Consider the following 24,970-nt stretch of genomic DNA (forward strand, 5'->3'; position numbering starts at 1 on the left):
ACCCCACAGGAGCGCGATGACCACCACCGCCGCGGACGCGCACGCCCCGCGCCTCCTGCCCGCCGCGCGACGGGCCGCCGACCCGCCCGCCGGCGATCCCGGGTCCGGCACGAGCACGGGATCCGACACGAGCCTCCTCGAGCGCGCGTCGACGCCGCCGGTGTGGAGCTGCGTGGTCTGGAACGACCCCGTCAACCTCATGACCTACGTCTCGTACGTGTTCCGCAGCTACTTCGGCTTCACCCGCGAACGCGCCGACGAGCTGATGCTCCGCGTGCACGAGGACGGCCGGGCGGTGGTCGCGACGGGCATCCGCGAAGAGATCGAGCGGCACGTGCTCGCGATGCACGGCTTCGGCCTCTGGGCGACGCTCGAGCGGGTGGACACGTGAGGGCCTTCCGCGCGCGCCCTGACGGCACGGTCGCCGCGCACCTCGAGCCGCACGAGGTCGCGATGCTGCGCGGCCTCCTCGGCGAGCTCAGCGGGATCCTCGAGGAGGGCACCGCGACCGGCGGCGCGACCGACGGGGCCGCCCCCTCCCCCGTCGTCGAGCGCCTGCTGCCCCAAGCATACCCGGACGACGCCGAGGCCTCCGCCGAGTTCCGGCGGTTCACGGCGTCCGACCTCACCGAGGCGAAGGCCGCGAACGCGAGCACGGTCGAGGCGACGCTGGCGGAGGCCGACGCGCGCGGTGCCGGCCGACGCGGGCTGCTCGTGGTGCTGGATCCGACGGGCGCGCAGGCCTGGCTCCGCACGCTCAACGACCTCCGCCTCGCGATCTCGGTGCCGCTGCGCATCGACGAGGCCGAGGGCTGGCGCGATCGCGCCCCATCGGAGAGCGCGAGCCTGTACGACTGGCTGACCTTCGCGCAGGGGTCGCTCATCGAGGCCGTCGACCGCTGAGCATCGGCCCGCACCTCCCGCTGGCCGGCTCGGCGGCGGGCGCCGGCGAGCATGATGGAGGGGACCCGCGGATCAGCCGGCCCGCCGGGTCCCGTCCGCAGGAGAGGAGCAGCATGCGCGTCGTCGTCATCGGAGCCACCGGGAACCTGGGTACCGGGGTCCTGCGCCGCCTCCACGCCGCGGGGGCCGAGATCGTGGGCGTCGCCCGGCGCATGCCCGACGCCTCGCTCGAGCCGTACTCCGAGGTCACCTGGCGCCTCGCCGACATCGGCGCGGCGGGCGCGGTCTCCGGGCTCGCGGCGACCATGCGGGGTGCCGACGCGGTGATCCACCTCGGGTGGGCGCTGCAGCCGAACCACCGCGAGCGCGTGATGCACCGCACCAACGTCATCGGCACGGCGCACGTGCTCGAGGCCGTCGCGCAGGCGGGAGTGCCCCAGGTGGTCGTCGCGTCGTCGGTCGGCGCGTACAGCGCGGCGGCGAAGGACCGGCCGCGCGACGAGACCTGGCCCACGGGAGGGATCCACACCTCCCACTACTCCCGGCACAAGGCCGAGAACGAGCGCGCGATGGACGCGTTCGACGAGGCCCACCCCGGGATCGTGGTGACGCGCATGCGGCCCGGGCTCGTGATGCACGACGAGGCGGCGGCGGAGATCGCCGGGCTCTTCCTCGGGCGGTGGATCCCCACGCGCTGGCTGGGCCTCGCCACCCGCACCCCGGTACTGCCGCTCCCCCGCGAGCTGGTGTCGCAGGTGGTGCACAACGAGGACGTCGCGGACGCGTTCTGGCGCGCGGTGGAGCGGCGGGCGCCGGGCGCGTTCAACGTGGCGGCGGATCCGGTCGTCGACCCCGCGCTCGTCGGCCGGCTGCTCGACGCACGCGTCGTGACGGTGCCGCTGCCGGCGCTCCGCGCGCTCGTGTCGGCCAGCTGGCGGCTGCGCGTGCAGCGGACGGATCCGGGCTGGATCGACATCGCCGCGAACGTGCCCGTCATGTCGACGGCCCGCGCCCGCGAGGTGCTGGGCTGGGTCCCGACGCACACGGCGGAGGAGGTGCTGGTCGAGTTCGGCCGCGCCTTCGTGCACCGCACCGGGCGCGAGGGCTCGGCGCCGCTCGCCGGATGACCGAGGACGCCGACTTCGTCGCGGCGGCGCTCGAGCGGGAGGGGGCGTGGTACCGCGCCGAGGCGGAGCGGGAGCGGCTGCGCTCCGACCTGGACTTCGTGGGGGCGTCGGTCGGCGCCGTGCGCGGGACGGTGCGCGACCTCGGGCGGCGCCGGCCCGGGATGACCCGCGACGAGGCGGTGGCGCTCGCGTCCGAGCTCTGGCGCTCCCGCGTCTACGAGCGTCGCCTCGCCGCCGTCGTGCTGCTGCAGGAGCACGTCGACGGGCTCGACAACGGCGACCTCACCCGCATCGAGGGCTTCGTGCGGGACGCGCGGCTGCGGGCTCTCGTGGATCCGCTCGCCCTCGACGTCATCGGCCCGCTCGTCGAGCGGCTGTCCGGCGTCGCGCGCACCCGGGCCGACCAGGCGCTGGACCGATGGGCCGGCGAGCAGGACGTGTGGCTGCGCCGAGCCGCCCTGCTCGCGTCGACGCGTCCGCTCCGCGCCGGCGGCGGCGACTGGGACGCCTTCCTCCGCCGCACCCGCACCGCCGAGGCCGCACCCCGGGGCGCGCACGACGTGGTGCGCGAGGCGGTCGAGCGGGTGCGGGAGGTCGTGCGCGAGACGCGACCTGACCTCGCCTGACGCCTCCCCCGCCCGCGGGTACGTTCATGGCATGACCTTCGACGACGACGCCCGCATCGACAGCAGCAAGGTCACGCGACGCCGCGGCGGCCGGGGACGGACGACCGGCATCGCGGCCGGCGGCGGCGGGCTCCTGGTGGTGGTCGCGGTGATCCTCGTGCAGCAGTTCACGGGCGTCGACCTGTCGCAGATCGTCGGCGGCGGAGCGGGCGGCACGGGAGCCGGCGGATCCTCGCAGGAGCAGGACGAGGCGATCGAGGGCTGCACGACCGGCGCGGAGGCCAACGCGAGCGTCGAGTGCCGCATGGCGGGCGCGGCCGACTCGCTCGACACGTACTGGACGACCGCCGCGACGGAGGTCGGCATCGCCGACTACGCGAGCCCCGGCTTCTCGCTGTTCGACGCCGCGACGAGCACCGGCTGCGGCGAGGCGACGAGCGCCACCGGCCCGTTCTACTGCCCGCCGGACCGACGCCTCTTCGTCGACACGACGTTCTTCGACGAGCTGCGCACGCGCTTCGGCGCCTCGGGCGGTCCGCTCGCGCAGATGTACGTGGTGGGCCACGAGTGGGGCCACCACATCCAGCAGCTGTCGGGCGCGTTCGACCGCGCCGACCGCAGCGGCACGGGGCCGGACTCCGACTCCGTGCGGCTCGAGGTGCAGGCCGACTGCGACGCCGGCGCCTGGGTCGGCGCCGCATCGGAGGTGCGCGACGACACCGGCCGCGCCTTCCTCGAGCCGGTCACCCCGGCCGAGGTGGCCGACGCGCTCGACGCCGCGGCCGCCGTCGGCGACGACCGCATCCAGGCGCAGGCGGGCGGCGGGGTGGACCCGGACACCTGGACCCACGGATCCGCGGAGCAGCGCCAGCGGTGGTTCGAGGCCGGCCGCGCGGGCGGGCCCACGTCGTGCGACACGTTCGCGGTGCCCGGCAGCGCGCTCTAGTTGTACTGGGTCATGACGTTGGTGACACTCGGGCCGCGGGCGTGAGCCCGTGGCTTGAGTGGATTCGTTCAGTGTTGTAGTGCTCGATGAAGGGGTCAAGCGCGTCGGCCCGGTGTTGGTTGCTGGTGAAGGGTTGCCGGTAGGCCCACTCGGTCGCGAGGGTCCGGTTGAAGCGCTCGACCTTGCCGTTCTGCCAGGGGCAGTGCGGGCGGATGAACTTCTGCCGCGCGCCCAGGTCCTGGACGGCGTTCTTGAACACGGTCGAGTGCCGGTAGGCGAACGCGTTGTCCGTGATGACCCGCTCGATCCGGGTGATCCCATGCCCGGCGAAGTACGCCGCTGCGCGGGTCAGGAACCCGGCCGCGGTCGCGCCTTTCTCATCGGGATGGATCTCCGCGTAGGCGAGACGGGTGTGGTCATCGACCGCGGCATGGACGTAATCGAACCCGATCCCGCGGCCGCGGACCTGCTCGCTGCGCCCGTGGACCCGCCAGCCGCCTCCGTCCGGGATCCTCCCGAGCTTCTTCACGTCCACGTGGATCAGATCACCCGGATGCTCGTGCTCATACCGGTGCGCCGTTGACCGGGATGCCCGGATCACGGCCCCGGTGACGGGGTCCAACCATGCCAACGGCGGCGCCCCGTGCCGGCGCAGGATGCGGGAGATCGTACGGGATGGAACACCTGTCACCGGCGCCAGCCGCGCAGGACCCGCCCGCAACTGGGCCCGCGCTTCCAGCACGGCCCGTTCCCGCTCCGGGCTCGTTCGCCTCGGTACTGACCGGGGCCGCGATGACCGATCCGTCAGCCCTCGCAGCCCCTCGGCACGGAACCGGTTCACCCATCGATGCGCGCACTGCCGCGACACCCCCAGCTCCCGCGCGACGTGCGCGACCGGCCGACGATCCTCCACCACCCGCCGCACGAGGAGAACCCTCCCGTGAACCGTCAGACGAGCATTACCGTGGGACATCGAGGCCTCCTGGCGATGGTTGAACTGAACAGCTCCATCAAGCCAGGAGGCCTCTTCACACGCCCCGAAGTGTCACCAACGTCATGGCCGAGTACACCTAGCTGCCGGACGTGGAGGTGGGCGCTGGCGTCGTGGCGGGCGCGCCGCCGGACGTCGAGCCCTCCGGGGAACCGGGCTTCGTGGCGGGTGCCGCGGGACCGGCGGGCGGGGTCGGCGCCGTGCCGTCCGCGTTCGTGGGCGGCGTCGGCGGCGTGGGCGGCGTCGCCGGCGTCCCGTCCGCGTTCGTCGGCGGGGCCGGCGGCGTGGATCCGTCCGGCAGGGTCACGGGCGCGGGCGGCGTCGTGCCGTCGGGCAGCGCGGGCGGGGCGGGGCAGGTCGCGGTCGTGCCGCTCCCGGATCCGGCCTGGCCGCTGGTGTCGCCGCCGTTCCCGTCGGCGTACGCCGCCGAGGAGAACAGCGCGACGAGGCCGAGCGACGCGCCCGCGATGCCGACGGCGATGCCCGCGCGACGCTTCCGCGGGGCGGGCGTCGGGGTACCGGGCGTCCGCGCGCCCGGCCCCTTCTCGAAGACGGTAATGGTGTCGTCCATGGTGGTCCTTCCGTGTCCGCCGCGGCGCGGGTGCGCCGGCGGTCGTGGATCCAGGCTCGGCAGCGGATCTGAAGTCCTCCTTAAGTTCCGCGGCCCCAGCTGACATGGGCCCGGGATCGCCCATCCGCGGCTCCTACAGTCGGGGCATGCTCCCTCCCGCACGCGTCCTCGTGGTCGAGGACGACCAGGCCATCCGCGCCGCCGTCGTCTCCACCCTCACCGCCGAGCGCTTCGTCGTCCGCGGCCTCGCGTCCGGCGTCGAGCTCGAGGAGGAGGTCAAGGGCTTCCTGCCCGACCTCGTGGTGCTCGACTGGATGCTCCCCGGGCCGAGCGGCATCCAGCTGGCCGAGCGGATCCGCCGCTGGAGCGACGCGGGCGTCATCATGCTCACCGCGCGCGACGCCGTCGAGGACCGCCTGCGCGGCTTCGGCCATGGCGTCGACGACTACATCGTGAAGCCGTTCGCGCTCGCCGAGCTGGTGGCGCGGGTCGGCGCGGTGCTGCGGCGGCGCGGGCGGCTCGCGTCCGTGGTGGAGATCGGCGACCTGCTCGTGGATCCTGACGCAGGGCTCGCCCGGCGCGGCGGCGAGCCGCTCGAGCTGACCTCGATCGAGTTCCAGCTGCTCGCCTACCTCGCCGCCCACCGCGGCCGCACGCTCTCGAAGACGCAGCTGCTCACGCAGGTGTGGGGCTACGACCACGCCGACCCGAACCTCGTCGAGGTCCACATCAGCGCGCTGCGCAAGAAGATGGAGGCGCACGGTCCGCGGCTCCTCCACACCGTCCGCGGGCTCGGGTACCGGGTGGAGGCGTGAGGGCGCGCTCCCGCATCGCAGCCCCGGACGCGCCGCTGCGCACCGGATCCCTCCGCACCCGCACCGTGCTCGCGGTGCTCGCGCTCCTCGCCGTGCTGCTCGTGGCGCTGTCGCTCACCGTGCAGGCGATCCTCGGTGCGCAGCTGCGGCAGCAGATCCAGGACCGGCTGGCCGACCGCGCATCCGCCGCCGCCGCGCTCGTGGGCGTGCTCGACGACGACGCGCTCGCGGAGCGGCTGAGCGCGCAGGGCGTGGCCGTGCAGATCACGAGCCCGGATGGCGGGGCGGTCTCGGCGCGGCCCGGCCGGGATCCGCTCGGCGCCACGCTGCCCGGGCCGGATCCGCTGGGCTCCGCACCCGGCCCCGCCACGACCGCGACGCCCACCACGCGCGCCGACGCCGTGACCGTCACCTCGAGCGCCGTCAGCTCGTCGGACGGCGCCCTCACCCTCCGCTCCGACCTCAGCGACGGCACGGTGCTCGAGCTGGCGGCGGGCACCGGATCCGTGGACGACACGCTCGCTTCCCTCCGCGGGATCCTCGCGGTCGCCTCCCTCGCGTTCCTCCTGCTCGCGGCGGTCGCGCTCGTCGTCGTGGTGCGCCGGACCCTGCAGCCCCTCGAGGACATGACGGGCGTCGCGCGCTCCATCGGCCGCGGCGACCGCGGCCGCCGCCTCCGCCCCACCCGGCCCGGCACGGAGCTCGGCCGCACCGCGACCGCGTTCGACGAGATGCTCGACGACATCGAGCACGCGGAGCGCCAGGCCCTCGCGGCCGAGGCGCGCATGCGCGCCTTCGTGGCGGACGCGGCGCACGAGCTGCGGACGCCGGTCGCCGGGATCCGCGCCTCCGCCGACGCCCTCGTCCGCACCGATCCGAGCGCCGAGGAGCGCGAGCGCCTGTCGGTGCACGTGGTGCGCGAGGCGATACGCGCGGGCCGCCTGGTCGACGACATGCTCATGATGGCCCGGCTCGACGAGGGCCTCTCGGTCGAGGGCCGGCCCGTGCGCGTGCCCGCCGCGGTCGAGCAGGCGGTCGCCCAGCAGCAGGCGCGCACGCCCGACACGCGCGTCGTCGCCGACGTGCGCGTCGTCGCCGACGTGCGCGGCGCTCCCCCGGCGGTGCGCGCGGATCCCGACCGGCTCGCGCAGATCCTCGACAACCTCCTCCAGAACGCGGCCCGCTACGCCCGATCCGAGGTGCGCGTCGAGGCCGAGGCGGCCGACGACGGATCCGTGCGCATCACGGTCGCCGACGACGGCCCCGGCGTCCCCGACGCCGACCGCGAGCGCATCTTCGACCGCCTCGTGCGCCTCGACGCCGGCCGCGACCGCCAGGACGGCGGCGCGGGCCTCGGCCTCCCCATCGCCCGCGCCCAGGGCGGCGACCTGGTGTGCTTGTCCGCGGAGCCGGGCGCGGGCGCGCGCTTCCGGGTGACGCTGCCGGTGGATCCTGCGATGTGACACGGCTCTCGGTGACCGTCAGTGCGTGAGACCCCCTGTCAATCCCCGAGGACGAAGCAGGCCCCTTCGTGACGGAGCATGTCGAACGGCGTGGTGCAGTCGACGCCCAACGCCGCGCACGCATCAGGGATCTTCACCTTGCTCCGACGGTTCGGTTCCGACCGCTCCATGGTGACCACGGTCAGCTGATGCGCATGCGCGAACGCGACGAGCTGGTAATCCGCCACGGAGAGGAACTCCTGGGATGCGGCATCGGTGTATCCGGCGCCGAGGACCCAGCCCGCCAGCGCGCCGAGGCTCGGCGCGCACGCCTGATCCATGGCGACGAAGAGACGCGGGTGCTCCTTCGCCCACTCAGAGAGGTCGTCCTCGCCCGCGGCGATCTCGTCGCGGATGGGGATGATGCTGACGAGCTGTCCCGCGAGGAACGTCCGCTCGAGCCAATGCCAGAACGCCGGCACGAAGTCGAGTCCGTAATGCGCACGATGCGACTGGATGAAGACGTTCGCGTCGAGGACGTACATCACGCCACCCCGAGCCTCTCCGCCATCTCCGTGAAGGTCGCGTGCTTCCGCGTATCGAGGAGACGGAACGCATCCCGGTACAGTGTGCGACCCTCCATGGTGTCGACGATGACGCCACGTGCGAAGGCATGGCCGATGTGACGCAGGTGGGTGTTGTAGTAGTTCCCCCCGTCGCTTCGGCTGGCGACCTCCAGGTCAGCCAGTTCCCGCCCCCGGATCTCCTCGGTGACGTAGCGCCGACGGAACTCATCCCACGGGAGCAAGCCCGTGTCGAAGAGCCGGTGCAGCACGACGAGGGCGCTCACCCGGTACCGCTTCGTCAGGAGCTCGATGGATGGGTCCTTCGCGTCGCCCGAGTAGGCCCGCTCCAGATCGGCGCGGGGCACCAGCACCTCGGCGGCCACTGCGTTCGCCCATCTCTCCTCTGCGTGGACTGCCGGGGAATCGAACTCGATGTCGGAGAGCGCGCTCTGGCCCGCCCAGATGTGTGCCAGTTCGTGCATGAGCGTGAACAGCTGCGCCGTCTTCGCATCGACGCCGTTGACGAAGACGACCGGCGCGCGAGGGTCGGTCAACGCGAAACCACGGAACTCGTCGATCGTGAGCTTTCGATGGGTGTTGGACCCGACGATGCCGGACACCATGACGAGGACGCCCAGTCCCTCGACCAGATCGATGGCGGTGCGCAGGGCGTCCCCTCGGCGCCGTGCCTCCACCGTGAAGCCCAGCCGGCTCCTGATGTCGGCGGCGACGGCGAGCGGATCCGTGTCGCGATTCACGGAGCCCACGAATGGCAACTCCTGCTGACCCCTATCGCGCGCATGATCGCGGAACCAGTCCTGACGTCGTTGTGCCAGATGGATGGTGTCGAGTAGCTCGGGGCTCGGCTTTCGCACCCCCGCATCGCGGATGGTACGGAGGTCCGGGATGGGCACTTCCTCGCGGGGAGGTCGAGGGAGGAAGAGATATCCGAGCGGGACATGCGCCGCTCGGGCGAACGTCTCCAGCTGGCGGAAGGTGGGCGCTCCGTCGCCGTCCGCCCACCGACGGAACTGCGGATACTTCGCTGACTCCGGGTCCATGCGAGAACGCTCGAGCGCCCAGCCGATCATCTCCGGACGCACCGGTACGTGTGTGACCACGGTGCCCCTCTCGCGCGATGGGTCGAATGTACACAGCGCCGCCGACCGCGGGCAGGACGACGCGGGCATGTCGCAGCCCACGGCGCGGTCGCGCACCTGTGCAGGACCCGCCCCCGGCCTACGCTGACGACATGAGCACCGACGCCCACGCCCCGCGCCCCCTGTCCGAGCATCGGCCCGAGGATGCGGAGGACCTGACGATCGAGGTCCCGGCGGCGCGGCTGTCGGCGGTGCGCGTGCCCGCCCGCACCGGGGATCCGGCCACCGCGCCCGTCGCGCTGCTCGTGCCCGGCTTCACGGGATCGAAGGAGGACTTCCTCCCGGTCATGGGCCCGCTCGCCGACCGCGGCTTCACGGTGGTGGCGTTCTCGCAGCGCGGGCAGTGGGGATCCACCGGCCCCGGCCAGGCCGAGCCGCCCGTCGACGCGACCGGCTACGAGCTCGAGACCCTCGGCCAGGACGTGCACCACGTGGTCGACGCGCTCGCGGGCGTCGGCGGACCCGGCGGCCGGCACGTCGCGGCCGACACGGAACGCGTCGCGCCCCTCGGACCCGTGCACCTCCTCGGCCACAGCTTCGGCGACGTCGTCGGCATGCAGGCCGTGATCCGCGACCCCGGCCGCTTCGCCAGCTACACGCACTGGAACTCGGGCCCCCGCAGCCGCGGCGAGCGCGCCGAGCAGATCGACGCCGTCCGCGCGTCGGGCAGCGCCGGGCTCTGGCCGCTCTGGTTCCTGCCCGAGCAGCTCGACGGCGACGACCCCGAGGTCGCGTGGTTCCGCACGCGCCTGTTCGGCACGGCGTCGGCGCAGCTCCTCGGCGCGCTCCAGATCATGCAGGCGCAGACCGACCGCGTCGACGAGCTGCGCGCCACGGGGATCCCCGTGCTCGTCTCCCACGGCGACGCCGACGACGCGTGGCCCCAGGACTGGCAGCGCGACATGGCCGAGCGCGCGGGCGCCCGCTACGAGGTCGTCGCCGACGCCGGCCACTCCGCCCAGGTCGACCAGCCGGAGGCGAGCGCGGACCTCCTCGCGGACTTCTGGCGGAGCACGGTGCCGACCGCCTGAGCCGCAGGTCGGGTGGCTCGCCTCCGTCAGGACAGCCGGCCCGTGTCCTCCTGGAACCATCGGATCAGCTCGCGGAGCGCGGGCCGGATGGCGTCGTCCGGACGCTCGCCCTCCAGGTCGTCGAAGGTGTCGCGGTAGCCGGGGATCCGCTCGGCCACGCGGGCGTCGTACTTCGCCATGCCCATGGTCCAGTCGGGGAACTGCCGCTCGGTGATGCGCTCCTCCATCAGCGTGGAGATGCGACCGTGGCGGTCGTCGGCGAGGATCGCCTCCATGCGCTCCCGGACGTCGGCGTCCTCGCCCTCGATCAGCTGCAGGAAGCGTCCCTGCCGGTGGACGAGGAGACCGGTGAGCCCGTGCGCCGCGTTGGTCGCGCGGCTCTGCGCGAGGAGCTGGGCGAGGTCCATGTCGTCGAAGGACCGCTCGGCGGTGCTGGAGTAGACGATGCAGAGCATGGGGTCCTCACCGGTGCGCGGGGCCGCGCGTCCTCGGGCGGGACCGGATCCCGCCGCCCCTCCAGCCTGGTCCTCCGTCGCCCCGGCGACCAGGCCGACCCAGGATCCATCGCTCGCCGGATGCCGTCGGCGCGACCTCCGCCGTAGGTTGCGGCCATGATCATCTGGCTGAACGGCACGCACGGGGTGGGCAAGACGACGACGGCGGGGCTCGTGCAGGAGCGGATCCCCGACAGCCGCCTCCTCGACGCCGAGAAGGTCGGCGAGGTGCTCATGGACATCCGCCCGCCGCTCCCCCAGCTGGACGACTTCCAGCACTGGACCCCGTGGCGCCCGCTCGTCGTCGAGACCGCGCGCCGCGTGCTCGAGTACACGGGCGGCACCCTCGTGATGCCCATGACGGTGCTCGTCGAGGCGTACTGGCGCGAGATCAGCGGGGGCCTCGCCGCGCACGGGATCCCGATCCGCCACTTCGTGCTGCACACGGACACCGACACGCTCCGGGATCGCATCCAGCACGATCCCGACGTCGGCCCGTCCGCCTTCCGCTTCTCCCGCGTGGAGCCGTACGCGGAGGCGGCTCGCACGTGGCTGCACGCGGAGGCGGAGGTGGTCGACACGACGCGCATCACGCCGGAGCAGGCGGCGGATCGCATCGCGACCGCGGTCCTCGCGGGAGTGCCTGGCGCCTGATCCGCGTCAGGCCCGGTCGTGCAGCGTCACGTGGTAGCCGTCCGGGTCCGCGAACGTGAAGGTGCGGCCGAACGGCCCGTCGAACGGCGCCGTCACGATGCGGTGCCCGTCCGCGACGAGCGCGTCGTGGATCGCCTGCACGTCCGTCGCGTGCAGCCAGATGGCCGCGCCGATGCCCGGCTGGGGGGTGCCTGCGATGTCGGTGCCGGGGACCATGTCGCGGAGCGCGAACGCGATGGGCGTCGTGGTGAAGACGACGGCGTGCGGGGGTCCGGCGGGCGAGCGCACGAGACCGAGGTACCGCTCGTAGAAGACTCGCGACGCGTCGAGGTCGGTGACCTGGAGCGAGATGAAGTCGGGGCCGGTGACGGGCATGGTGCCTCCTGCGTTCGATGTCAGATGCCTGACATATGGAAGCGTATGTCAGAATGCTGACATGAGTCAAGGCGATGACGGCATCGATCTCCCCACCTCGCTCGGCTACCTGCTGAAGGAGGCGGCGAGCGCCCTGCGTCAGGCGATGGAGGAGGCGCTGCGCCCCCTCGGGATGACGATCACGCACTACTCGTGCCTGGAGCTCCTCGCCCAGCGCCCCGGATCCTCGAACTCCGACCTCGCCCGCGGCGCCTTCGTGACGCGCCAGTCGATGAACGTGCTGCTGCAGACCCTCGAGCGCGACGGATCCGTGACGCGCCCCGCCGAGGAGGCCGTCGGCCGCGTGCAGCCCACGCGCCTCACGGCGAAGGGCCGCCGCGACCTGGCGAAGGCGAGCGCCGCGGTGCGCGCGGTCGAGCTGCGGATGCTCGGCGACCTCAGCGACGCCGACCGGGAGGCGGCCACGCGGATCCTGCGCGGCATGGTCCGCTCCTTGCGCGACGGCGGGGAGTGACCCGCTAGCGGATCACCGCTCGACGACGAGCCGCCGCAGCTCCGCCGACGACACGTACCCGAAGCGGTGCAGCTCGCGCCAGGCCGCGACGTACTGCTCCTGGCCCATGTCGAGATCCGCCTGGAGGCGCTCGCGGTTCATGGTGCGTGCGTCCGCGCGGCTGAGGAAGCGCGCGAGGTCCGACGCGTCCGTGCCGAGGCGGGCGTCGTCCTGCCAGCCGTCGTGGATCAGGGTCAGGCCTCGAGGAGGTCGTGCAGCACGACGACCTGCTCGCGCTCCGGGCCCACGCCGATGGCGGAGATGCGGGCGCCGCTCATGCGCTCGATGGCCGTCACGTAGTCCTGGGCGTTCTTCGGCAGGTCCTCGAAGCGGCGGCAGCCCGTGATGTCCTCCTGCCAGCCCGGGAACTCCTCGTAGATCGGGGTCGCGTGGTGGAAGTCGGACTGCGAGACGGGCACCTCGTCGTGGCGCACGCCGTCGACGTCGTAGGCGACGCAGACCGGGATGGTCGCGAGGCCCGAGAGCACGTCGAGCTTGGTGAGCACGAAGTCGGTGACGCCGTTGATGCGGGCGGTGTAGCGCGCGATGGGCGCGTCGTACCAGCCGCACCGGCGCGGGCGGCCGGTGGTGGTGCCGAACTCGAAGCCCTTGGCGCGGAGGTACTCGCCCGACTCGTCGTGCAGCTCCGTGGGGAAGGGGCCGGCGCCGACGCGGGTCGTGTACGCCTTGACGACCGCGATGATCCGCTCGAGCCGGTTCGGCGCGACGCCGGATCCCGTGGCCGCGCCGCCGGACGTGGCGCTCGACGACGTGACGAACGGGTACGTGCCGTGGTCGATGTCGAGCATCGTGGCCTGGCCGGCCTCGAACAGGACGGTCTTGCCCTCGTCGAGCGCGGCGTTGAGCTCGAGCGACGCGTCGCCCACCATCGGGCGGAGGCGCTCGACGTAGGAGAGCAGGCTCTCCACGATCTCCTCGGCCGAGATGGCGCGGCGGTTGTAGATCTTCACGAGCATGTGGTTCTTGGCGTCGAGGGCCGCCTCGACCTTCTGGCGGAGGATGTTCTCGTCGAAGAGGTCCTGGATCCGGATGCCGACGCGGTTGATCTTGTCCGCGTACGTGGGCCCGATGCCGCGGCCGGTGGTGCCGATCTGGCGCTTGCCAAGGAAGCGCTCGGTCACCTTGTCGATGGTGCGGTGGTAGTGGGTGATGACGTGCGCGTTGGCGCTCACGCGGAGCTTGGAGACGTCGACGCCGCGGGCGGCCAGCGCGTCCAGCTCGTGGAATAGCACCTCGATGTCGACGACGACGCCGTTGCCGATGACGGGCACGACGCCCGGCGTGAGGATGCCCGACGGCAGCAGGTGCAGCGCGTACTTCTCGTCGCCGACGACGACCGTGTGGCCGGCGTTGTTGCCGCCGTTGAACTTCACGACATAGTCGACGCGGCTGCCGAGGAGGTCGGTCGCGCGTCCCTTGCCCTCGTCACCCCACTGGGCTCCGATGATCACTACTGCGGGCATGGCTCACTCCTCGTCGGGGCGGGTCGGTCGGGGTGGATCGGGTGGCGTGCGGCGGTGCGGGCGGTGCGGTGTGGCGGTGGATCAGTCCTGGCCGCGGATGACGATGGCCTCCGTGGGCGGGAGCGCCCCGGCGGTGGCGGCCTCGATGTGGCCGGCGGCCGTGGGATCCGCGTCGCGCAGGAAGGCGGAGAGGCGCGAGACCTCCTCCTCCTCGCCGATGGCGGCGGCCGCGCGGCGCAGAGCGTAGAGGGAGCGGAGGACGCCGCGGTTCGGCTCGTGGCTCCACGGCACGGGGCCCTGGCCCTTCCATCCGGACTTCCGCAGCGAGTCGAGGCCGCGGTGGTAGCCGACGCGCGCGAAGGCGTACGAGGCGATGCGGTCGCCCTGCACGTATGCGGAGTCCGACAGCAGCGCCCAGACGAGCGACGACTGCGGGTGGTCGGCGGCGATGGCGCCGAGGGTGTCGTGGTGGCCGTCGGCATCCTGGATGCGGGCGGCGACCTCGGGCTCGTCGGCCAGGCGCGTCTCGGGCACGCCGAGCAGGTTCTCTCCAGTCACACTCGATCCTACCGCGAGGGTGTCGCGGGACTCCCGGGCACGAGCGATCCCGACCGGCCCGGCCATGTCGGCCCCCTCGGGTAGGGTGACGGGCACCGCAGCCCGCCCCGAGGAAGGACCCGCGTGCGCATCCTCCACACGAGCGACTGGCACCTTGGGCGCACCCTCCACGGCGAGGACCTGCACGCGCACCACGCCGCGTTCCTCGACCACCTCGTCGAGGTCGTGCGCGAGCGGGAGGTCGACGTGGTGCTCGTCGCGGGTGACGTCTACGACCGCGCGGTGCCGGGTGTGCCCAGCGTGCGGCTGCTCGGGGACGCGCTCGCGCGGCTGAGCGCGCTCGCGACCGTCATCGTCACGCCCGGCAACCACGACTCGGCCGCACGCCTCGGGTTCGCGTCGGCGCTGCTGCGGGACGGGCTGCGGATCCTCGCGTCGCCGGAGGCGCTCGACGTGCCCGTCGTGATCGAGGACGCGCACGGGCCGGTCGCGATCTACGGGGTGCCGTACCTGGATCCGGAAGCCGTGCGCGCGACGCTCGCCGCGCCCGGGTCGCCTCCTCTCCCCCGCTCGCACGAGGCCGTGCTGGGCGCCGCGATGGAGCGGGTGCGCGCCGACGCCGCCGGCCGACCCGGCGCGCGCGTCGTCGTCGTCGCGCACGCGTTCGTCACCGGAGCCGAGCCCAGCGAGAGCGAGCGCGACATCCGCGTGGGCGGGTTCGACCAGGTGCCGGCGGTGGTGTTCGCCGGCGCGGACTACGTGGCGCTCGGGCACCTGCACGGGGCGCAGGAGGTGCGGGCGGGATCCGCGCGGCCGCGCATCAGGACTCCGCGCATCAGATACTCCGGCTCGCCGCTCGCGTTCTCGTTCGGGGAGCGCATGCAGCGGAAGTCGAGCGCGCTCGTGGAGCTGGCCGCCGACGGATCCACGACGGTCGAGCTGATCCCGGCGCCCGTGCCGCGGCGGCTCGCGGAGGTCACGGGGACGCTCGCGGAGATCGTCGACGGGCGGCACGCCGACCTCGCCGACGCGTGGCTGCGCGTGCACGTGACCGATCCCGTGCATCCGGCGCACCTCGTGGCGCGCGTGCGGGAGGCGCTGCCGCACGCGCTCGTGGTGCTGCACGAGCCCGAGGGGCGGGTCGAGGGCGTGCGGTCGCGCGTGGTCGACGCGACGACGGATCCGCTCGAGGTCGCCGCCGACTTCGTGGAGTACGCGACCGGAGCGGCCCCGACCGAGGCCGAGGCGCTCGTCATGCGGCAGGCGTACGAGCAGGCCCTGGCCGCGGACCGGAGCGCCTGATGGACCTGCACCGGCTCACGCTCCAGGCGATCGGCCCGTTCGCGGACGAGCACGTCATCGACTTCGCCGAGCTGGGGCGGTCGGGGCTGTTCCTGCTGGAGGGGCCCACGGGATCCGGCAAGTCGACGCTCATCGACGCCGTGGTGTTCGCGCTCTACGGGTCGCTCGCGAGCGAGGGGTCGAGCCGCGACCGGCTGCACAGCCACCACGCGTCACCCGGTGTGGAGCCGTACGTGGAGCTGGTGTTCGAGACGGCCGCGGGGATCCACCGGGTGCGCCGGAGCCCGCAGCACCAGCGCCCGAAGGCCCGCGGCACCGGCACCACGAACCAGAACGCGGCGGCCACGCTCGTGCGGCTCTCCTCGCCGGACGCCGACGCGGGCGAGGTCGTCGGCACCAGCACGCAGGAGGTGGGCACGGAGATCCAGCGCATCGTCGGGCTCACGCGCGCGCAGTTCGTGCAGACGGTCGTGCTGCCGCAGGGCGAGTTCGCCGAGTTCCTGCGCTCCACGGGCGAGCAGCGGCGGCTCGTGCTGCAGTCGCTGTTCGGGACGGCCGTCTACGACCGGACGGCGAAGCAGCTCGCCGAGATGCGCACGGCCGCGAAGGCGCGCACCGACGCAGCCGACGCGAGGGTCGCCGAGGCGCTCACGGGGCTGCGCGAGGCGACGCGGGTGGATGCGCTGGAGGTCGCCGACGCCCCCGACACCGTGCGCCTGCTGGCCGAGCTGGCCGACGCGGCGGAGGAGGCGCGCACGGATCACGAGCGTGCACGGCAGGACGCGGCGACCGCGCTCGCCGACGCCGAGCGGGTGTCCCGGGCGCTCGACCGGCGGCGGGCGCTGATCGCGCGCGAGGAAACCGTGCGGGCGGAGGCGGCGGAGATCGCGGGCCTTGCGCGACGCGTGGAGGAGGCGCGACGCGCGGCGGCGGTCGCGGGTCCGCTGGCGGCGCGTGATCGGGCGGATGCGGCGCGGGTCGCGGCCGAGGCCGAGGACGACGCGGCCCGCGCGGCATGCCGGGCGGAGCGGACAGCGCTCGCGGATGCGACGGCCCCGGCGCTGGCCGAGCGGCGCGACGCGCTCGTGGCGGAGCTCACGACGCTGGCCGACGCGGAGGCGCGCGAGCGCGGGCTGCCGCGCCGACGCGCCGACGTGCGGGCCGCGGAGGACGCGGTCGCGGCGCGCGAGGCGGCCGCCGACGAGGCGGAGGCGGCGCTCGCGGAGCGGCCGGCCGGGCGGATCCCGCTGGTCGAGGCCCGGGACGCCGCGGCCGCTGCGGCGGGCGGCGTCGACGCGGCGCGCGCGGCGGTCGCCGAGGCGGAGGCGACCCGGCGGCGCGTGGCCGAACTCGAGGAGCTGGAGGCGCGGATCACCGCGGCTCGCGAGGCCCTCGACGCGCGCTCGGCGACCGCGACGACCGCCGTGCGCCACGAGGCGGAGCTCCGGCAGCGGAAGATCCGCGGGCTCGCCGGCGAGCTGGCGCGGGAGCTCGAGGACGACGCGCCGTGCCCGGTGTGCGGCGCCGTCGACCACCCGCATCCGGCCCCGAGCGCTCCCGGCCACCCGGACGACGACGAGATCGAGCGGGCGGCCGAGGCGCGCGCCCGCGCCGAGCGGACGCAGGGCGACGCGGCGGCGGCCCTCGCCGCGGAGACCGCGCGGCACGAGGTGGCGGAGGCGGCGCTGGACGGGATCACGGTCGAGGCCGCCGACGCCGAGGTCGCCGCCCGCGCCGCGCGGCTCGCGGAGGCCGAGGCAGCCGGCGGCGCGCTCCGGGCGGCGGAGGCCGCGGTCGTCGCGCACGACGCGGAGACCGAACGGATCCGCACCCGCCGCGACGACGCCCGCGCGGCGCTCTCCGGGCTGCGCGAGCGCGTGATCCGGGCGCGCGAGCTCCTCGCGGAGGACGAGGCGGCCGTGCGCGCGGTGCACGCGGAGCGGGACGCGGACGAGGGCGAGGCGGGCGGGCACGAGGCGGACGATGCCGACGCCGACGCACCCCGCGTGGCCGCCCTGGTCGCCGACCGCGCCGCCGAGCGCGCCGTCGTCGACCGCCTCATCGCCCTCGCCGCCGCCCGCGAGCGCACGGCCGCCGACGCCGCCGCGCGCGCCGCGGAGTTCGCCCAGGCGCTCGCCGACCACGACTTCGCGACCGCGGACGGGGCGCGCGCCGCCGCCCTCCCGCCGGCCGAGCTCGAGGCCGTCGCACGCCGGGTCGCCGCGCACGAGCGGGAGCAGGCCGTCGTCGCGGAGGGGCTCGTGGATCCCGAGATCGCGACGCTCACGGGCGCCGAGCACCCGGATCCCGACGCCGCCCGCGCCGCCCTCGACGCCGCCCAGGCCGCCGCGCGCACGAGCGCCGAGCGCGCCGCCCGCGCCCGGGACCGCGCCGAACGCAGCGCCGAAGCCCTCGCCCGGCACGACGCCGCCCGCCGGGAGAGCGCCCGGGCGGGCGACCAGGCGCGCGCGGCGATCCGCATGGCCGAGGTCGCGAACGCCATCACCCCCGAGAACACGCGCGGCACGACCCTCGGCACCTACGTGCTGCTGCGCCGCTTCGAGGACGTGGTGCAGGCCGCCAACGCGCGCCTGCGGATCATGTCGAGCGGCCGCTACGAGCTGGAGGTGAGCGAGGAGCGGGAGGCGACGAGCCGGTCGCGGAAGACGGGGCTCGCGCTGCAGATCCGCGACCACGTCGTCGACCGCGTGCGCGAGCCCGCCAGCTTCTCCGGCGGCGAGACCTTCTACGCGTCGCTCGCGCTCGCGCTCGGCCTCGCCGACGTCGTGCAGGCGGAGGCGGGCGGGCTCCAACTCGGCACGCTGTTCGTCGACGAGGGCTTCGGCACGCTGGATCCGGAGACGCTCGACGCCGTGATGTCCGAGCTCGGGCGGCTCTCCTCGGGCGGCCGCACGGTCGGCATCGTCAGCCACGTGGAGGAGCTGAAGCAGCGCGTCGCCGACCGGATCGAGGTGCGGCGCCGCCCGGACGGCTCGTCGACCCTCACGTCCACGGTCGCCGACCCGGTGTGAGGGGCCGCGCGCCCGGATCGCGTCGGCTGCACGGCCCGCGTGTCAGCTGCCGGCCCCCGCGTCAGCTGAAGGGGTCGCGCCGCTTCGCCGCGAGGTGCCGCCGCCAGTAGAAGGTCGCGCCGCCGCCGAGGCCGGCCGCGAGCACGAACGCGACGACGCCCACGACGCCGAGGCCGCCGCCGGTCTGCACGGTGACGACGCCGAGGGCCACCATCACGAGGCACGAGCGCAGCAGGATGAAGGCCAGGGACCGGTCGCTCGTCATGCGGCGCCTCTCGGTGGAGCGGATGGGTGCGGATGGGTGCGGATGGGTGCCGGCGGGGTCGCGGTGCGTCGTGCATCGCGGCGCGACGCGGCCGCCGACACCCGAGCCTAGGCGGCGCGGCCGTGCGGATCCGGTGCGTCCCCGGGGCACGGGCGGGGAGCCGACGGCGGCCGCCGCGAAGAGCTGCCGGGGGACAGGTCTTCGCGGATCGGATATCCGCGGAGCGACGACCCGCTCTCTGACGGGGCCGCGCCGAATGACTGTCACCTCCCGGGAATCGGGAGGCGCCCTGCCGCGAGAGCACCATGCATGATGAGCGGGAGGGCGGAGATCACCGACGCCCAGAGACCGCAGGAACCATGACCACCACGCTGCCCCCCATCGAGACGAGGGATCCCTCGCTCCGCCCGCGCACGACGCACGCCGACGCTGTCGGGGTTGAGGCGTTCGTCGCCGCACCGGTCGTGGATCCGTCCTCGTCCGACACGGACCCCCTCGACACCGCGTCGCTCGGCACCGGCTCGCTCGCGCTCGTCGCCGGCGCGACCGCCGCCGTCATGGGCATGGCCGCCGACACCGGCTTCTCCGTCGCCGCGCCCGCACCGGCCCCCGCGACCACCGAGCCCTTCGTCCGCTCCGTGGCGTCCGGCGCCGACACCGACGAGGCCACCGCGACCTTCGCCCCCGTGCTCGAGGGCATCCGCTTCGCCCGCGACCGCCGCTCGGACTCCTTCTCCTACCGGTACGCCACCCTCGGCAGCGAGCGCGTGACGCTCCGCACCTTCCGGGTCGGGGGCCCACACTGGGCCGACGGCGCCACGCTGTCGGAGCACGTCGTCACCTGGTTCCTGGAGGGCCGCATCACGGTGGACCGCGGATCCCGCGCCTACTCGAGCACCGCCCAGCTGCCCGTGCTCCTCCCCACCGGCCGGCCGTTCCAGTACCAGGCGACCGCGACCCGCCAGAACTGCGTGCACCTCGACGCGGGCTTCCTCCAACAGACCGCGACCGAGTTCCACCACGGCCCCGCGCGTCCGCTCCTTTTCGAGCACCGCAGCGCTCCGACCGCCGAGATCGCGGCCACCTGGCGCCGTGCCGTCGCCGCGGCCGCCCCGATCATCACGGATCCGGACGCCTCCCCCTCATGCGCCTCGAGGCCGACCTCTCGCTCGCCCGCGCGACGCTGCGCCTCTTCCCCTGGGACGACGTGGAGCTGCCCGCCGAGCTCCGCGCGCCCCGCATGGCGCACATCCGCGTGGCCGTCGAGTACCTGCACCACAACGCGCACCTGCCGATCACGCCCGCCGAGGCCGCGGCCGCCGCCGGCATCTCGACGCGCGTCCTCCAGCTCGCCCTGCGCCGGCACCACGGACAGACGCCCACCGAGTACCTGCGCGGGATCCGCCTGCGCCGCGTGCGCGCGCAGCTCCTGGACGCGACGCCCACCTCGACGACCGTCCGCAGCGTCGCCGAGGAGTGGGGCTTCGCGCACCTCGGCCGGTTCGCGGCGTCGTACGCGGGCGTCTTCGGGGAGCTGCCGAGCGAGACGCTGCGGAGCTGACCCGGGCGGGGCGCGGGCCGCGGGCTGGGAGCTCGCCCGACTAAGTTGCACACACGTGTGCAGGCTCACTAGCCTGGTCACATGACCTCCCTCGCCTCCGCCCGCGCGCCCCGCAAGGACGCCGCGACGAACCGCCAGGCCCTCATCGACGCGGCCGTGGTCGCGCTCGACCGCGACCCGGACGCCTCCCTCGAGACCATCGCCGCCGCCGCCGGCCTCAGCCGTCGCGCCGTCTACGGCCACTTCGCCACGCGCGACGACCTCGTGCGCGAGGTGCTGCAGCGCGGCGCCCGGCGCGTCGTCGAGTCGCTCGAGGGGATCACGCATCCCGACAGCCGGATCCACCTCGCCCTCATCGGCGCGCGCCTCTGGGCCGAGGTCGAGCAGGTGCGCGTCATGGCCCGCGTCGCCGTGCGCGGGCCGCTCGCGCGCGAGGTCGCCACCGAGCTGGCGCCGCTCCGCGCCGAGCTGCTGCGCGTCGTCGAGCGCGGGATCGCGGCGGGCGAGCTGCGCAGCGACATCCCCGCCCCCACGCTCGCGCGGCTCGTCGAGGGCGGCGCGCTCGCGGTGCTCGACGAGGCCACGCGCAGCGACATCGGCCGCGCGGAGGGCCACTCCCTCGTGCTCCTCACCTCCCTCGCCATCTGCGGCCTCGACTGGCGGGCGGCCGGCGAGCTCATCGCCGCCACCCCGGAGCTCCGCGAGGCGGCGCCCCGCGCGGACGAAGCGCCCGCGACCACCACCCCCGCGTCGACCGCCGGAGCCGCATCGTGATCGTCACCCTCACCGACGCGCGTGTCGGCGACGGCCCCGCGCCCGCCCTGCCCGCGATCTCCCTCTCCTACGGCGGCCCGGATCCCGTGGTCGCCGTCGCCGAGACCGAGCTGCGGCCGACCGTCCTGTCGCTCGTCGCCTCCGGGCGCATGCGCATCGACGGCGGGACGCTCGCCCTCGACGGCGACGACGCCCCCGCAGCCGACGCCGACCCGAAGGCCGTCGCCGCGCGCGTCGCCGAGCGGGTCGCGCTCGTCGACACCCCGCGGATCAACGAGCCCGCTGACGACGTCACGCTCCGCGCGGTCGTCGCCGAGGAGCTCGCCCTCGCCGGGCACCGCTCCGGCCGGCACGAGGTCGGCGTGATCCTCGACGATCAGGGGCTCTCCGACCTCGCCCGGGCCCCCTTCTCGGCCGTCCCCGCGGTCGCCCGCATCCGCCTGCTCACGACGCTCGCCGCCTCGCGCGCGGGCGTCGAGGCCGTCGTCGTCACCTCGCCCGAGCGGCACGGCGGCGCGGTCGCCGAGTGGATGCGCGTCCTCCGCGACCTCGCGCGCTCCGGCACCGGCGTCCTCATCGTCACGAGCGAGGCCGCCGCGGAGGCCATCCGGGCCCTCCCCGCCGGCGACGCGATCGCCGCGCCCACCACCCCCGAACCCACCCCCTCGATCGACGGAACGCTGGACCGATGAGACTGATCCCCCTGGTGCGCGCCGAGCTGACGCGCCTCACCGCCACCACCATGTCCAAGATCGCGCTCGTCGCGCTCGTGCTGGTGCCCGTGCTCTACGGCGGCCTGTACCTCTGGGCGAACCAGGATCCGTACAGCAACCTCGACAAGGTCCCCGCCGCGCTCGTCGTCGCCGACCAGGGCGCCACGGTCGACGGGAAGCCGGTCGACTACGGCACCGACGTCGCGAAGGACGTGCTCGACGACGCGTCCTTCGACTGGCACGAGGTCTCCTCGGCCGAGGCGCGCACGGGCCTCGAGGACGGCACCTATGACTTCACGCTGACGATCCCGTCCGGCTTCTCGGCCGCGCTCTCGTCGTCCTCGGGCACGGATCCGCAGCAGGCCCGCGTGGTCATGGCGACCGACGACGCGAACAGCTACCTCGCCACGACCATCGCGCAGCAGGCGGGCGCCCGGATCACGAAGTCGGTCGCCTCGCGCGTCGGCACCGAGGCCGCGGGCAAGCTCCTGCTCGGCCTCGCCGACGTGCGCTCCAGCCTCGGCGACGCCGCATCCGGCGCGCAGCAGCTCGTCGACGGCACCGCGTCCGCGCGCTCCGGCGCCGACTCGCTGGCCGACGGCAACGGCAAGCTCGCCACGGGCGCCGACACCCTCTCCTCCGGGCTCGGCCAGCTCCGCTCGGGCACCGCGCAGCTCCCCGCGCAGACGCAGAAGCTCGCCTCGGGTGCCGACCAGGTCGCATCCGGTGCGGCGACGCTCTCGTCCGGCGCGGACGACCTCTCGACCGGCGCCGCCGCGCTCACCCCGGGCGCGCAGCAGACCGCGGCGGGCGCGCGCAAGGTCGCCGACGGGAACGCGCAGCTCGCGGCGCTCGGATCCACCGCCACCGCGGGCGTCGACCAGCTCGCCGGACGGGTCCCCGCGATCCGCACCGCGATCCAGCAGCGCATGCAGGACGCCGGGATACCGCAGGCCGACATCGACGCCGCGCTGGCGAAGCTCGACGTGCTCGGAACCGACATCACCGGCGCCGCGGGGAAGAGCGACGGTCTGAACACCCAGCTGCAGCAGCTCGCCGCCGGCAGCGAGCAGGTCGCGCAGGGCAGCGCCCAGGTCGCCGACGGCGCCGGGAAGCTGCAGACCGGATCCGCCGCCCTCGCCACCGGTGCGGGCACGCTCGCGACGGGCAGCCGCCAGGTCGCGGACGGCGCCGACGCGCTCGCCAAGGCCTCCCCCGCGCTCGCGGACGGGATCGCCCAGGCCGCCGACGGCAGCGCGACCCTCGCCACGGGCGCGCACTCCGCCGCCGACGGCGCGACCCAGCTCGCGTCCGGCCTCGGCACGCTGCAGGACGGCACGACGAAGCTGCGTGATGGCCTCGACTCCGGGCTCGACCAGATCCCCGCCTCCACCGAGGCCCAGCGCGGCGCGCAGGCGGACACGATCGGCGATCCCGTCGCGCTCCGCCAGGACGCCGTGACCCAGGCCGGCGAGTACGGCGCAGGTCTCGCGCCGTTCTTCATCAGCCTCGCCGCGTGGATCGGGATCTACGCCCTGTTCCTCATCGTCAAGCCGCTGTCGCGCCGGGCGATCACGGCCCGCAAGGCGCCGCTGCGGATCACGCTGGCCGGCTGGCTGACGCCCGCGCTCCTCGGCGTCGTGCAGATGGCCGGCCTCTACGCGATCGTCGCCGGCGCGCTCGGCTTCCGCATCGCCCACCCGCTCGCCATGTACGGGACGATGGTGCTCGCCTCGATCACGTTCGCGGCGATCATCCTCGCGCTCAACGTGCTGCTCGGCAGCGTCGGCCAGTTCCTCGGGCTCGTGCTCATGGTCGTGCAGCTCGTCACGGCGGGCGGCACGTTCCCCTGGCAGACCCTGCCCGGCCCGCTCGCGGCGCTGCACCACGTGCTGCCGATGAGCTTCGCGGTGGATGCGCTCCGCCAGCTCATGTACGGCGGCGACCTCGGGCAGGCGGCCCAGGATGCCGGCGTGCTCGCGCTGTGGCTTGTCGCGGGACTCGCCGTCGCGCTGGCCGGGGCGATCCGCATCACGTCGCACCGCACGCTGCGGGACCTGCGGCCGTCGCTGATCGGGTGACGCGGGCGCGCCGGCCGCCTCAGCGGTCGGCGCTCGGGGGCCGTCCGTCGAGACGGGCGCGCTCGCCCAGGCGGATCCCGAGCGCGAGCGCCAGGCCCGCCAGACCCGCGACGAGCACCACCCCGCCCACGACCGCAGTGGTCGTGAGGAAGTGCACGCCGGATCCGCGGAACGGGTTCCCGGGACCGACGGACGCGAACGAGCCGATGACGACCGGCTGCGCCAGCGCGACGACGAGCGCGACCGCCCCGCCAGCGGTCGCGAGCACCGCCACGGCGAGCAGCACGCGCATCCCGGTGCGGCTCATCGGAGCGCCTCGAGCGGGTTCGCCGCGAGCTTCGCGACGACGCCGCCGTCGACGAGGCGGCGGGCGGCCGTCGTCGGCTTCCGCTCCGCCTGGTCGACGACGCAGGCGCCGAACTCCGCGGCGAGGTGGCCGCGCGGATGCAGCGCGAGCACCTCCCGCAGGTACTCCTCGGGCAGCGCGTGGGCCCGCGCGCCGGAGATGTCGAGCCCGGTCGCGACCTCCAGCAGGTGCCCCTCGACGTCGAGCTCAGGATCCACCGACGGCCAGTTGTGCCGCACGATCGCGTCGAGCACGCGCTGCCTGCGAGACGCCGGCCAGCCCGCGCCGGCCGTGAGCGCGACCCCGACGTGCCCGCCCGCGTGCTCGTAGGAGACCGTGTGGTTGTCGAACTCGGCGACCGTGCCGATGTCGTGCAGCACGGCGGAGACGTAGAGGATCTCGTGGTCGACGTCCGCCAGCCCCTCGACCACCGCGAACGCCTCGGCCCAGAGCCAGGAGCGGAGAGCGTGGGCCGTGATCGCCTCCGACTGGTAGCTCGTGGCGAGGTCGAGGGCGCCGCGGGCGGCCGCCGTGTCGGGCACGGGGAAGTCGGCGATGCGCATGGCCCATGCTGGCATGGTGCCGACCGTCCACCCGGCC

28 protein-coding genes and 1 pseudogene are annotated in these 24,970 nt (G+C 74.6%); 17 read left to right on the plus strand and 12 right to left on the minus strand.

Annotated features, from left to right (window positions below; all coding sequences use genetic code 11):
* Positions 1–16: 16 nt before the first annotated feature.
* From clpS to ypfJ, 5 genes are all read left to right on the plus strand, one after another.
* Positions 17–391, plus strand: a complete 375-nt coding sequence (clpS, locus tag CMS_RS10520) for an ATP-dependent Clp protease adapter ClpS (RefSeq protein WP_012299439.1) — start codon at positions 17–19, stop codon at positions 389–391.
* The gene (locus CMS_RS10525) at positions 388–903 is read left to right on the plus strand and encodes a DUF2017 family protein (protein WP_012299440.1); all 516 of its coding nucleotides are present in this window, start codon (positions 388–390) and stop codon (positions 901–903) included. The genes clpS and CMS_RS10525 overlap by 4 nt, the downstream gene beginning before the upstream one ends.
* Before the next feature lie 113 nt (positions 904–1,016).
* Positions 1,017–2,030 carry an NAD-dependent epimerase/dehydratase family protein gene (locus tag CMS_RS10530; RefSeq protein ID WP_012299441.1) on the plus strand — a complete coding sequence of 338 codons (1,014 nt, stop codon included), beginning with the start codon at positions 1,017–1,019 and terminating at the stop codon, positions 2,028–2,030.
* Positions 2,027–2,656, plus strand: a complete 630-nt coding sequence (locus CMS_RS10535; RefSeq protein ID WP_012299442.1) for a DNA alkylation repair protein — start codon at positions 2,027–2,029, stop codon at positions 2,654–2,656. The genes CMS_RS10530 and CMS_RS10535 overlap by 4 nt, the downstream gene beginning before the upstream one ends.
* Positions 2,657–2,687: 31 nt before the next feature.
* Positions 2,688–3,602, plus strand: coding sequence for a KPN_02809 family neutral zinc metallopeptidase (ypfJ, locus tag CMS_RS10540; RefSeq protein WP_012299443.1), 915 nt, complete (start codon positions 2,688–2,690; stop codon positions 3,600–3,602).
* 10 nt (positions 3,603–3,612) lie between these two features.
* On the opposite strand, the gene CMS_RS10545 is transcribed toward ypfJ, so the two are convergent.
* Complete coding sequence (locus CMS_RS10545; protein ID WP_012299444.1) at positions 3,613–4,575, minus strand: IS481-like element IS1121 family transposase; 963 nt, start codon at positions 4,573–4,575, stop codon at positions 3,613–3,615.
* Between the two features lie 97 nt (positions 4,576–4,672).
* The gene (locus CMS_RS18175) at positions 4,673–5,164 is read right to left on the minus strand and encodes a hypothetical protein (RefSeq protein ID WP_041464622.1); all 492 of its coding nucleotides are present in this window, start codon (positions 5,162–5,164) and stop codon (positions 4,673–4,675) included.
* A 146-nt stretch (positions 5,165–5,310) separates the two neighbouring features.
* Here CMS_RS18175 and CMS_RS10555 point away from each other — a divergent pair, with 146 nt between their 5' ends.
* Complete coding sequence (locus CMS_RS10555; RefSeq protein ID WP_041464623.1) at positions 5,311–5,979, plus strand: response regulator transcription factor; 669 nt, start codon at positions 5,311–5,313, stop codon at positions 5,977–5,979.
* On the plus strand, positions 5,976–7,442 hold the full coding sequence (locus CMS_RS10560) for a sensor histidine kinase (protein ID WP_012299447.1): 1,467 nt from the start codon (positions 5,976–5,978) through the stop codon (positions 7,440–7,442). Before CMS_RS10555 ends, CMS_RS10560 begins: the two co-directional genes overlap by 4 nt.
* A 38-nt stretch (positions 7,443–7,480) precedes the next feature.
* Here CMS_RS10560 and CMS_RS10565 read toward each other — a convergent pair whose 3' ends face one another.
* Positions 7,481–7,966 carry a DUF4411 family protein gene (locus tag CMS_RS10565; RefSeq protein WP_041464624.1) on the minus strand — a complete coding sequence of 162 codons (486 nt, stop codon included), beginning with the start codon at positions 7,964–7,966 and terminating at the stop codon, positions 7,481–7,483.
* On the minus strand, positions 7,966–9,108 hold the full coding sequence (locus CMS_RS10570; RefSeq protein ID WP_012299449.1) for an ImmA/IrrE family metallo-endopeptidase: 1,143 nt from the start codon (positions 9,106–9,108) through the stop codon (positions 7,966–7,968). Before CMS_RS10570 ends, CMS_RS10565 begins: the two co-directional genes overlap by 1 nt.
* A 131-nt stretch (positions 9,109–9,239) precedes the next feature.
* Between CMS_RS10570 and CMS_RS10575 the strand changes: the two genes are divergently transcribed.
* Complete coding sequence (locus CMS_RS10575) at positions 9,240–10,178, plus strand: alpha/beta fold hydrolase (protein ID WP_012299450.1); 939 nt, start codon at positions 9,240–9,242, stop codon at positions 10,176–10,178.
* 26 nt (positions 10,179–10,204) lie between these two features.
* Here CMS_RS10575 and CMS_RS10580 read toward each other — a convergent pair whose 3' ends face one another.
* Positions 10,205–10,633, minus strand: coding sequence for a BLUF domain-containing protein (locus CMS_RS10580; RefSeq protein WP_012299451.1), 429 nt, complete (start codon positions 10,631–10,633; stop codon positions 10,205–10,207).
* A 156-nt stretch (positions 10,634–10,789) separates the two neighbouring features.
* Here CMS_RS10580 and CMS_RS10585 point away from each other — a divergent pair, with 156 nt between their 5' ends.
* Complete coding sequence (locus tag CMS_RS10585) at positions 10,790–11,326, plus strand: AAA family ATPase (protein WP_012299452.1); 537 nt, start codon at positions 10,790–10,792, stop codon at positions 11,324–11,326.
* A 6-nt stretch (positions 11,327–11,332) separates the two neighbouring features.
* On the opposite strand, the gene CMS_RS10590 is transcribed toward CMS_RS10585, so the two are convergent.
* Complete coding sequence (locus CMS_RS10590; protein WP_012299453.1) at positions 11,333–11,701, minus strand: VOC family protein; 369 nt, start codon at positions 11,699–11,701, stop codon at positions 11,333–11,335.
* A 61-nt stretch (positions 11,702–11,762) separates the two neighbouring features.
* On the opposite strand from CMS_RS10590, the gene CMS_RS10595 reads away from it, so the two are divergent.
* Positions 11,763–12,215 (plus strand): MarR family winged helix-turn-helix transcriptional regulator, encoded by a 453-nt coding sequence (locus tag CMS_RS10595; protein WP_012299454.1) that lies wholly within the window; start codon positions 11,763–11,765, stop codon positions 12,213–12,215.
* A 12-nt stretch (positions 12,216–12,227) separates the two neighbouring features.
* On the opposite strand, the gene CMS_RS18180 is transcribed toward CMS_RS10595, so the two are convergent.
* From CMS_RS18180 to CMS_RS10605, 3 genes are all read right to left on the minus strand, one after another.
* Entirely contained in the window at positions 12,228–12,356 is a 129-nt protein-coding gene (locus CMS_RS18180; RefSeq protein ID WP_011931910.1) for a hypothetical protein, read from the minus strand.
* A 92-nt stretch (positions 12,357–12,448) separates the two neighbouring features.
* Positions 12,449–13,738 (minus strand): adenylosuccinate synthase, encoded by a 1,290-nt coding sequence (locus CMS_RS10600; protein ID WP_012299455.1) that lies wholly within the window; start codon positions 13,736–13,738, stop codon positions 12,449–12,451.
* An 81-nt stretch (positions 13,739–13,819) separates the two neighbouring features.
* Entirely contained in the window at positions 13,820–14,296 is a 477-nt protein-coding gene (locus CMS_RS10605) for a DUF3151 domain-containing protein (protein ID WP_041464626.1), read from the minus strand.
* A gap of 123 nt (positions 14,297–14,419) precedes the next feature.
* Here CMS_RS10605 and CMS_RS10610 point away from each other — a divergent pair, with 123 nt between their 5' ends.
* Entirely contained in the window at positions 14,420–15,598 is a 1,179-nt protein-coding gene (locus tag CMS_RS10610; RefSeq protein WP_012299457.1) for an exonuclease SbcCD subunit D, read from the plus strand.
* On the plus strand, positions 15,598–18,630 hold the full coding sequence (locus CMS_RS10615) for an AAA family ATPase (protein ID WP_012299458.1): 3,033 nt from the start codon (positions 15,598–15,600) through the stop codon (positions 18,628–18,630). Before CMS_RS10610 ends, CMS_RS10615 begins: the two co-directional genes overlap by 1 nt.
* Positions 18,631–18,691: 61 nt before the next feature.
* On the opposite strand, the gene CMS_RS10620 is transcribed toward CMS_RS10615, so the two are convergent.
* Positions 18,692–18,895: a hypothetical protein gene (locus CMS_RS10620; protein ID WP_011931895.1), complete on the minus strand. Its 204-nt coding sequence runs from the start codon at positions 18,893–18,895 to the stop codon at positions 18,692–18,694.
* Between the two features lie 563 nt (positions 18,896–19,458).
* Here CMS_RS10620 and CMS_RS17955 point away from each other — a divergent pair.
* From CMS_RS17955 to CMS_RS10650, 5 genes and pseudogenes are all read left to right on the plus strand, one after another.
* Positions 19,459–19,950: pseudogene (locus CMS_RS17955) on the plus strand (AraC family transcriptional regulator); the annotation flags it as partial.
* 89 nt (positions 19,951–20,039) lie between these two features.
* Complete coding sequence (locus tag CMS_RS17960; protein WP_223842631.1) at positions 20,040–20,456, plus strand: helix-turn-helix domain-containing protein; 417 nt, start codon at positions 20,040–20,042, stop codon at positions 20,454–20,456.
* Positions 20,457–20,537: 81 nt separating this feature from the next.
* The gene (locus CMS_RS10640) at positions 20,538–21,230 is read left to right on the plus strand and encodes a TetR/AcrR family transcriptional regulator (RefSeq protein ID WP_012299459.1); all 693 of its coding nucleotides are present in this window, start codon (positions 20,538–20,540) and stop codon (positions 21,228–21,230) included.
* Complete coding sequence (locus tag CMS_RS10645) at positions 21,227–21,922, plus strand: hypothetical protein (RefSeq protein ID WP_012299460.1); 696 nt, start codon at positions 21,227–21,229, stop codon at positions 21,920–21,922. The genes CMS_RS10640 and CMS_RS10645 overlap by 4 nt, the downstream gene beginning before the upstream one ends.
* Positions 21,919–24,024, plus strand: a complete 2,106-nt coding sequence (locus CMS_RS10650; RefSeq protein ID WP_012299461.1) for a YhgE/Pip family protein — start codon at positions 21,919–21,921, stop codon at positions 24,022–24,024. Before CMS_RS10645 ends, CMS_RS10650 begins: the two co-directional genes overlap by 4 nt.
* A 19-nt stretch (positions 24,025–24,043) precedes the next feature.
* Here CMS_RS10650 and CMS_RS10655 read toward each other — a convergent pair whose 3' ends face one another.
* Together CMS_RS10655 and CMS_RS10660 are read right to left on the minus strand one after the other, a co-directional pair.
* Positions 24,044–24,331 (minus strand): hypothetical protein, encoded by a 288-nt coding sequence (locus CMS_RS10655; protein WP_012299462.1) that lies wholly within the window; start codon positions 24,329–24,331, stop codon positions 24,044–24,046.
* On the minus strand, positions 24,328–24,948 hold the full coding sequence (locus CMS_RS10660) for an HD domain-containing protein (RefSeq protein WP_012299463.1): 621 nt from the start codon (positions 24,946–24,948) through the stop codon (positions 24,328–24,330). Before CMS_RS10660 ends, CMS_RS10655 begins: the two co-directional genes overlap by 4 nt.
* Between the last annotated feature and the right edge of the window lie 22 nt (positions 24,949–24,970).

Source organism: Clavibacter sepedonicus, assembly GCF_000069225.1.
In the GTDB taxonomy this organism is placed as follows: domain Bacteria; phylum Actinomycetota; class Actinomycetes; order Actinomycetales; family Microbacteriaceae; genus Clavibacter; species Clavibacter sepedonicus.